2 protein-coding genes are annotated in these 10370 nt (G+C 50.9%); both read left to right on the plus strand.

Annotation, left to right across the window (positions count from 1 at the left end; translation table 11 throughout):
* Positions 1-115 precede the first annotated feature (115 nt).
* Complete coding sequence (locus IE076_RS17035) at positions 116-5521, plus strand: autotransporter outer membrane beta-barrel domain-containing protein (RefSeq protein WP_189437978.1); 5406 nt, start codon at positions 116-118, stop codon at positions 5519-5521.
* 569 nt (positions 5522-6090) lie between these two features.
* A partial coding sequence (locus IE076_RS17040) for a beta strand repeat-containing protein (RefSeq protein WP_189437979.1) occupies positions 6091-10370 on the plus strand: 4280 nt, incomplete at its 3' end.

Raw genomic sequence — 10370 nt, forward strand, 5'->3', positions numbered from 1 at the left:
ATCCATGAAGCATTAGCCAAGCTGTATTTCATGGATATAGATCTCGCAGGTACTCGGATAAACAGAATCTATCAATGGCAATGCTTTCTTAGACGTTGAACCTAGGTGGTGTTTGATGCGCAAAAGACCGAATTATCGCAGGATTGCTCCATTCACCGCAGGCTTGCTCGCCAGCACAATCATCGCAGTCTCATTCTCGGGCAGTGCCGTTGCTCAAATTGTGATCAACGCCCCACAAAATACGCCGGTCACTTTGTTAGCGGACGGGACAGTGCTTGTCACGGACACCGGCAGCATAGATGTTAATCCCGGCTTCTTTGCTATCAGCTCCAATGGCTTTAACAGTGAAATCACGCTCAATGGGCCGGTTTCAGGAACGATCAACTCACCGGGCAATGTCGATAGTTTGAATGTTATCTTTCAGAACGGGGATACGAGCAACACGCTTATTGTGCGTCAGGGCGGCGACATTACCGCCACTGATGTTGGAGCGGCACAATTTGCAAGAGGCGTGTTCCAGGACCATCCGGACGCAACGCATATGGTTGATCTGGAGAACGCCCAAATTACCGTAACAGCACCAAATGCATCGGTTGCCGTTGGAATTGCACAGCGTAGCAATGCGCAATCGACCACCGTTCGATTTGGAGCCAACGGCGAAGTGTCTGTTTCCGGAGGAATAGACGGGGCCGCAGGCATTGTACAATTCAGTCAGGGTAATAGCACAACCGCCACATTTGGGACGGGCACCCATATAGAGGTTGAATCGTCAGGTAATAGCACCGGAATCGGCCAAACCGTCAGTTTTGGTGGTGATGCAACAGTCGTGTTTGAAGGGGATGCCCGCATTGATGTCAGAAGCACAAGTGCGATTTTCCTTGTGTCGACCGCTATCTCGCAGATCACAACCTCCGGGTCTGCCAGTGCTATACTTGGGTCGGATGTACATATCACCAGTTCGGGAAACGCCATAGCAGAAGGCGTGTCACAATTATCATTCGACAACAGTTTCGAACTAGGAGAACGCTCTACAATTACCGTTACAGCAACGGGCGATGGGGTCGGAGTCGAGCAATTCGACGTCTTTTTCCCTGGAACTGATAGCACCAGTGTCCTCCATGCCAACAGCTCGATCAGCGTGACCGCAGGGGACGAAGCGACAGGCATTTATAGCGAAGCGAACAACGGCTCTTCAAACATCACTTTGTACGAAGGCGTGAGCATTACTGCGACTGGAGATTCCACCACAAGAGGCATTGTTCAAACCAGTACCGACAGCGACAATACCATTACATTAGAAAACGCGACTATCTCCGCCATATCCAATTCTAGTAGCGTTAGGGCGATAGACCAATCCACCGATGTAGGCAATAACACGCTTGACGTCGGATCAAACGCGCAAATATCTGCCCAAGGAGACGGACCAGTAGCCTATGGAATAGACCAGTTTACCATCCAAGGTGACATCAACAACACATTTGGCTCAGGCAACCAGATAACCGCTGAAGGCAATAATGTTACCGCCGCAATAAATCAGCGTGTGGGTGATAGTGGTGATATCACAAATGTATTCGGCGACAACACGCGAATTGAAGCAACCGGCAATCTTACTGTAACTGGGGTCTCTCAACGAACCTCGTCGGGTTTCGTAAGCACAACGTTTGGCAACGACACCACCCTCAATATTTCTTTATCAAACCGTGCCATTGGTGTTATTCAGGACTCTCAGGACAACAGTTTTGTTTTGGGGGAGAACTCCACTATTCACGTGCAGGCTAATAGCCGTGCGAATGGTCTACTACAAGGGTCAGCCTTCGTCTCCAACGATGGCAACAGCGCCCTCATCCACGACAACAGCCACATAAACATAATCGCAGGCGACATTGCCCTTGGAATAGAGCAGGAGGCTGATACAGGCACGAACATCATCAAGCTTGGTGCAGACGGATCTATCACCATTACCTCGGATATAGATGCGAACGGAATAATCCAGACGAATATCGATGGCGATAACACTGTGGAGGCCGGAGAAAACTGGGACCTATCCATTGATGTTGGAAGGTTTGGCTGGGGAATAATTCAAGAAACCAGCAATGGCGATAATACACTTGATATCGGACCAAATGGAACTCTGAGTATAACTTCGCTTGATTCCAGCGCGACTGGAGTACGTCAGTCAAATACCTTGGGCGATAACACTCTTCGCATTGGAGAAAATGCAAACCTGACGATTACCACCAATGGAGACGGCATTGGCCTCGTAGAGCTACTGTTCCAGATAACTACCGAAGGCAATAACTCCATTGAAATTGGCGACGGCGATCCGATGACCATCATCGCGGACGCGAACGCCATAGCAATAACTCAGATAAATACCTTGGGTGATAACTCTGTCTGGATCGGGGTGGACGAGGAGATATCCATTACCGCAGGTGGTTTTGGTGTTGGAGTGGGGCAATTCAACTTTGATGGCGATAATTCTGTCTGGATCGGACAAGGTCTGAAAATGACAATTGACGCCGGCGATTTTGCCCGTGGCTTATCGCAGGAAAATGTCAACGGCAGTAATTCCATTGAGATCGGAGACCACGGGAACCTGAGTATTTCCGCAGTAGAAGACGCCTTTGGTATCAATCAGATCACCGAAACAGGTGATAATTCGACCTGGCTCGGCACGGATCTGGAAATGACCGTTGATGCCGGTGGGACCGCCAACGGGATTTTCCAGCAATCACTCGATGGCGATAGCACTCTCGAGATCGGGCCAAACGGGACTTTGAGTGTTACCTCAGAATTAGGCGCCTTTGGATTATTTCAAAGAAACTTCAATAGCGACAACACGATCCAGATCGGAGAAAATGGAAGTCTGACCATTACAGGGCAAGGCGGCGCTGGAATAACTCAGCTCACCAATGCGGGCAGTAACTCTATGTTGATCGGAGCAGGAGGGCACATATCCATTACCTCAGCAGGATCAGCAAATGCAGTAAATCAGTCACTTTTCGTAGGTGATAACACCCTCGAGATCGGAGCAAATGGGACCTGGACTGTTTCCGCAGGGATCACGGTTTTTGGAATTGGGCAGAGCGCTAGAGAAGAAGGCGATAACACTCTTCTGATCGGAGAAAATGGCACCTTCACCGTTACCACGGAAGGATTGGTGGCAACTGGATTAGCGCAGAGCGCTACGGAAGGCGATAACCTTCTCGAGATCGAAGCAAATGGAAGCTTGACCGTTGAGGCGGGAGGAGAGGCCCGCGGGATTAGGCAACTCAATAGAAATGGCGATAACACTCTCCTGATCGGGGAAAATGGAATTTTGACTGTTACCGCCGGAGAAGACGCCTTTGGAATTGTGCAGCAAACTAACATCGGCAACAACACTCTCCTGATCGGAGCAAATGATCCCTTGACTGTCACGGCGGGGGGAGTTGCCATCGGAATAGAGCAGGTCACCGATCTCGGTACGAACTCTATCTGGATTGGAGCGGGTGAGCGCATTTCTGTTACGGCTGGCTTAGACGGCACTGGAATAGATCAGACAAATATCGATGGCGATAATATTCTCGAGATCGGAGATCATGGGAAGCTAGAGGTTGTAAGCGGAGGGATATTCACCTTCGGCATCGACCAAAGTACCAATACAGGCGCAAACGCAATCCAGATCGGGGAAAACGGATCAATCATCGTTGACGGGTCTTTTTCTGTTACAGGCATACGCCAGTCCACGTTCGGGAGCGAAGACGTAACACTCACAATAGGGCGCGGTGCATGGATTGATGTCACGAGTTCAATAGCCGAGGTCGCAGGTATCTTCCAAGGTACTACGGATGGAGCTGCAAGCTTATCTATTGGCTCGGGCTCCATGATGAATATCTCTGGGGTGACAGCAGCACGGGCCGTATTTCAAAGAGCTAGCCAGAACAACCTGACCATCGGCGCAAACTCCACAGTGCATGTGGTTTCGGAAACTGGTCTTGGCTTCGCCGTTGATCAAGGCTCGGTTTCAGGAAGTAACAGAGCGACCATCGGTGCCAACAGTCGTATCAACGTTAAGGCCGCTACAACTGCCCGAGGAATTTCTAGCTCTGCATCAATTGGCTCGGCGTTCATTACTGTGGAGCAAGGCGCAGAGATTTACGCGTCTGGTGATCTGGCCCAAGGCGTTTTTGTGAACGCTGACAATTCTGAACTGCTCAGCAGCGGCAGAATTATAGCCACCTCAACCAATGCCACCACACAGTCATTCGGCGTGCAGATGATTGGCGACCACAACAATTTTGTGAACTACGGCAGTGTGTTCGCCGATCTGGCACCGGACAGCCACGCCATTATGATGAATGGCAATCACAACAGCTTATCCCTGCTCGCCTATCCCGTCATTCAGGGCCAGATCACCTTTGGCGATGGGGCAGGCACGTTCGGAACCGACAATACCCTGACCATCGGCAGCGGCTTTGATGCTGCCTTTACAATTGACGCTGATCCGCATGAGCTGACGGTGTTAGGTCAGGGGCAGCCACTGGCGGTCAACCAGATTGCGCCATACCAGGTCAAGGTTGTGACCTTGGATTCTGACGGCTTCTTCAGAGCCTCAAGCGTGCGCATGACGGATGATCTGATCCGCTATCTGCAACAGGAGATTTATACCCGCGAGTTGAAGAACCGTCAGTTCCTCTATCAGGACAACGGGCTCATTCAGGACTTCTGGTTTGATGCCAGTGGTTTTGGTCAGGCCAGCACGACCGGACGGGCCTACTCCCACTTCCTCGGCGCCTTCACCATCGGCTATGACAGAGCGTTTGAGGATAATGCACTGGGCGGCATTTATGCCGGCTATTCCATCGGGGCCGTTAATGCGGGTAATCGCAACTGGGACAACACTTTGCAGACAGCCTATGCGGGTATCTACTACGACCGCGTCTTCAACCGTATCCTGACCGGTATCAACCTGCTGGGTGGTATCAACTGGGATGATGTCTCTCGCACGTATCTTGATAACACCGCCCCCGGCGGCGTTGTCAAAGGAGACGACAACGGTGTTGGCTTCCTGATCTCGCCAGAGCTGACCATCGGTTACGAGGTGCCTTGGAGGCAGTACCTCATCGTACCATCTGCCGGCGTACGATACTCCCTGTTCCATCAGGACAGTTATAGCGAAAGCGGGGTCAATGGCCTGCGTCTGGACAGCCGGAACCACCAGCAGATCAACGTCAGGCTGCAATTAGCAGGTATCGGCTTCAACGCACTCAACCAGGATTCCAACTACTGGAACACCACACTACGTGCAGGTTTAGACATCTACGGAAACTGGGGCGACGACATCGACGCCAGTGTCATGGGCTTTGATGTTCCCTACAATGAAAATCTGAATGATGGTGGTGTCCGTCCGTTCGTCGGTGCTGACGTTGCCTACGAGGTCACCGACCGGGCCACACTGGACTTCGGTGTAGAAGGTGCCTACGACTCCATCGACGCCGTCTTCGGCAGCATCAACGCAGGGTTCTCGGTGTTGTTCTAGCGCAAGATCGTCGGGCATGAGCATGGCAAAACCACCTAGACCAAAAACAGTCATGGTAGCAGGCTGATAGACCACTGTGGTTTGGGTGGAGCCCATGCCGCAGCACCTGCTGTACGCGTCTTTACCTCATAGAATCAATAGGTAGAGCTGAACCTCCGCTCCATACGGCAATGCGTGCAATTGCAGGAATTCACCCCCACACAATCTGGGCGACACCGAGATTTCCTCATTCTGAAGTTGTGAAAAAAAAATCGATTAGCCTAAGCGCGAAAATGAAGATTGCAGCCAGTTCTGCACCTGAACACGGGCATCAGTTGCAGGGTTAAAAGGGTTATCGCCAATCCAAAACAAACAAAATACGCAAGAAATCAGAAGTATATAGCCCGCCAAAGTAAATATTATCATCGTTATTTTTTACTATTACTAGAGGCAATGTCATTTATACTAAGTTACTTCAATGCAACTATAGTAAAAAATATTACATTGCGGGTATTTATATGGTTAATACTAATGTAAATAGGAATCATCAACTCGAATACCATATCAGTGTCAAATCTAGGTGAAATTCGATGTTTATAAAGTCGACGACTCCCAAGAGCTGCCCCAGCGGCAGACGCAGACTAATCATCAATCTATTGGCAGCGACGGCTCTGGCGGGCACCGCAAGCATCGCCAGCGCTCAAATTATTGTAAACGCCCCACAGGCGGTCCCGGTTATTCTCGGAGCAGACGACACGGTAACTGTCACTGATACGGGAAGCATCACTGTTAATGCGATTTTCCCTAGCGCCATCAATGCCAATGGCTTTAATAGTGAAATCACCCTTAATGGTCCGGTTTCTGCAAGTTCGAATCTCCTCTCCATTACCACCATCAATCAAAATGGAGCGAATTATAACATTCTCAATGTACACGCAGGGGGGGATGTTTCCGCAAGTGGGGGTGGACTATTTACCAGTCACGTAGCGGTGAGACAATTCAGCGCTGGTCTGGGTACAGGCGATAATACAGTTTTTCTTGAAGATGCTTTCATTTCCGCAAGCTCCAGTAGCATATTTGCCGGTGGTATCATACAAGACACCTTCTCAGGCGACAACACTGTGGAGTTCGGCACTGATGGGCAGTTATCCTCTACCGGGACCTTACTTGCCTCGGCTGTAGGAATAGATCAAGATAATGAGCTAGGTTATAACACTATTTCTCTCGGACTGAACGGGATTGTATCCGTTGGCGCGACTGTAGCCGCCACCGGAATAAATCAAGAAAATGGAGTAGGCGATAACTTCCTGGATTTCGGAGAAGATGGGACCCTGACCCTTAGCGCGGGGGGGGTGGCTGTCGGAGCCCAACAATTTACTCTCAGCGGTACCAACTCTCTCATAACCGGACCAAACACGGACATAGTCGTTGTTGCGGCAGGAGCCGCCTCTGGACTAACACAGTACAGTTTCGAAGGTGAGAACACTCTCGAATTTGGACCTGATGGGTTCTTAGAGGTTGACGCCTTGGGAGCGGCCTTTGGCATAGTTCAGGAAAATGTCTTCGGCGGGAACACACTCGTGGTCGGAGAAAATGGAACCTTGAACGTTACCGCTGTGTTCGAAGCCCTTGGGATTGGGCAAATCACTGAGCAAGGCGATAATACGATCGAGATCGGCGATAATGACCCACTGACCGTTATTGCAGGCTTCGATGCTACTGGAATAGACCAGATAAATGTCTTCGGCGAGAACTCCATCTTGGTAGGCGCGGATGAGGTGATCACCGTTGAGGCCGGATTACAAGCCGTTGGAATATCACAGTTCAATGTCAACGGCGACAACATCCTCGATATCGGCCCAGATGGTAGCCTGACGGTTATAGCATTTAATCAATCTATCGGAATACTACAGGAAAATCTTGCTGGCGATAACACTCTCGTAATTGGCGCAAATGGTGACTTGACCGTTCAAGCCGGCTGGGACGCCTTTGGGATAGCGCAGACAAATGAACTCGGTAATAACTCCATCGAGATCGGAGAAAATGATCCCCTGACAGTCACTGCACTTCTCGATGCCACCGGAATCTATCAGGAGAATGAGTTCGGCGATAACTCTATCTGGATCGGCGAAGGCGAGGAAATGACCGTGACTGCCGGGTTGGCGGCCATTGGAATATTCCAGGGGAATGTTGAAGGAGATAACTTTCTCGAGATTGGACCAAATGGCACTTTGACCGTGGAGGCGGGTGGCTTCGCTATTGGAATTTGGCAGGCAAATCTCGAGGGCGACAACACACTCTCCGTTGGTGCAGATGGCGACTTGACGGTTACCGCATTTGGAGCGGCCACCGGAATCCTTCAGACAAATGCAGCCGGCAACAACTCTATCGACATCGCGGACAATGATCCCTTGACCGTTACCGCAGGTGGAGCAGCCACTGGAATTGCACAGACAAATCTCCTCGGCGAGAACTCAATCTGGGTCGGCGCGAATCAGGAGATGACCGTTACCGCTGCGCTAGTGGGTATCGGGCTAGATCAGAACAATTTCGAAGGCGATAACTTTCTCGAGATCGGGCCTAACGGAACCTTGACCGTTGAGGCTGGGTTAGCAGCCACTGGCATACTTCAGACAAATGTCTGGGGTGATAACACTCTCGTTATCGGTGAAAATGGGACCTTGACTGTTAACGCAGGGGGGATTGGCACTGGAATTTGGCAGGCAAATCTCAACGGCCATAACTCTATCAATGTCGCTGACAATGATCCTCTGACTGTTACTGCGATCCTCGACGCCAATGGAATACTTCAGACAAATGGAACTGGCGATAACTCTGCCTGGATCGGTGCAAATCAGGAAATGACCGTCCACGCCGGGTTAGTCGCCGTTGGAATATGGCAGGCAAATGTTGAGGGCGACAACACTCTCGATATCGGACCAAATGGCAAACTGACCGTTACCGCCCTCGGAGCGGCCACTGGCATACTGCAAACAAATGTTTGGGGTGATAACACTCTCGTAATCGGTGAAAATGGGAACATTACGGTTGACGCAGGAGGCATTGCCGTTGGAATTTGGCAGGGGAATGTTAACGGAAATAACTCCATCGAAATCGGAGAAAATGATCCCCTAACCGTCACCGCACTTCTAGACGCCACTGGTATACTTCAAACAAACGTCCACGGCGATAACTCGGCCGCGATCGGCATAGGTGAGATCATTGAAGTTAATGCTGGCTTGATCGGCATTGGTGCCCTTCAGACAAACCTCAATGGTGATAACAATCTCCACCTCGGAGAAAATGCACACGTTACCGTAAACGCGGGTGGTCTGGGCGTTGGACTTGCACAAGTAAATGGTGCCGGCAATAACTCCATCGTGCTCGGACCAAACGATCCTATAGTCGTTAACGCATTAGGAGCGGCTATTGGAATTGATCAGCTCAATATTGCCGGAGATAACTCCGTCATGATCGGAGCCGGTCAACGCATCGACGTTACTGCTGGGTTAGCGGCGATTGGTATTAAGCAACTCAATGGCGTCGGCGATAACTCCATCTGGATGGGACCAAATACCAGCATATGGTCAGAGGCACTGTTAGATGCTCATGGCGTATTCCAATTCTCTCTCGCTGGTCAGAGTGACGCCGACTTCGGATTTAACACGAATATCTCCGCTTATGCCTTACTCAACGCGGTTGGTATCGAACAACATGGTGCCGGTGCTCGTACAATATTGGGTGGCGCTTCTCATATCCGCGCTAAAGGTGGAATTGATGCAACGGGTATTCGTCAGCGTTCCGCAAACAACAGGGTTACTGTGGGACAAGGCTCCTTCATCAATGTTGAGGCAGAAGACACCGCTATCGGTATCTCGCAACTGCCAAACATCCTTGTTGGCAGCAGAAACACTGCGGTCGTCGAACTCAACAGCCGCATCAGCGTCTTTGCAGGGGATGATGCCTTAGGCATATACAGCTTGGCAACAGGCGACCATTCGTCCGTCGAAGTGCAGAATGGAGCTGAGATCTTTGCTTCAGGTGGTAGCACAGCCCACGGTATTCTCACTGTCGCCGGTAGAGCGAACGTGTTAAACCGCGGCGTCGTAATTGCCACCTCTAGGGATGCAACTCAACGCTCGTTTGGTGTTCGTATGATTGGCGATCGCAACACTCTGGAAACAAGTGGCACAATCCGCGCTGATTTGGCTCCGGACAGCGCTGCCATCTTAATGGAAGGCAATTACAACACTGTGTTGATGACTGGCGGGAATGGTGGTCCTGTCACACAAGGCCGCATCGCCTTCTTAGACGGGTTCGGTGGCTTCGGAATGGACAACACGCTGATTATAGGCCGCGAGTTTGATGCAGCCTTTACAGTGGATGCTGATCCGCATGAACTAACCGTTCTGGGTCAGGGCCAGTCCCTGACGGTCAACCAGATCGCACCATACCAGCTCAAGGTTGTCTCCATCGACTCCGATGGCTTCTTCAGAGCCTCAAGTGTCCGCATGACAGACGACCTGATCCGCTACCTGCAACAGGAGATCTACACACGTGAACTGAAAAACCGCCAGTTCCTCTATCAGGACAACGGCCTCATCCAGGACTTCTGGTTTGATGCCAGCGGGTTTGGTCAAGCCAGCACCACCGGACGGGCCTACTCCCATTTCATGGGTGCCTTCACCATCGGTTATGACCGGGCCTTTGAAGACAACGGACTGGGCGGTGTTTATGCCGGTTACTCCGTGGGTAGAGTCAATCAGGGCAACCGAAACTGGGATAACACACTCCAGACGGCCTATGCCGGTATCTACTATGACCGCGCCTTTGACCGTATCCTGACCGGCATCAACCTGCTGGGTGGTAT

Origin of the sequence: Pseudovibrio japonicus (assembly GCF_014651595.1) — a bacterium.
GTDB lineage: Bacteria > Pseudomonadota > Alphaproteobacteria > Rhizobiales > Stappiaceae > Pseudovibrio > Pseudovibrio japonicus.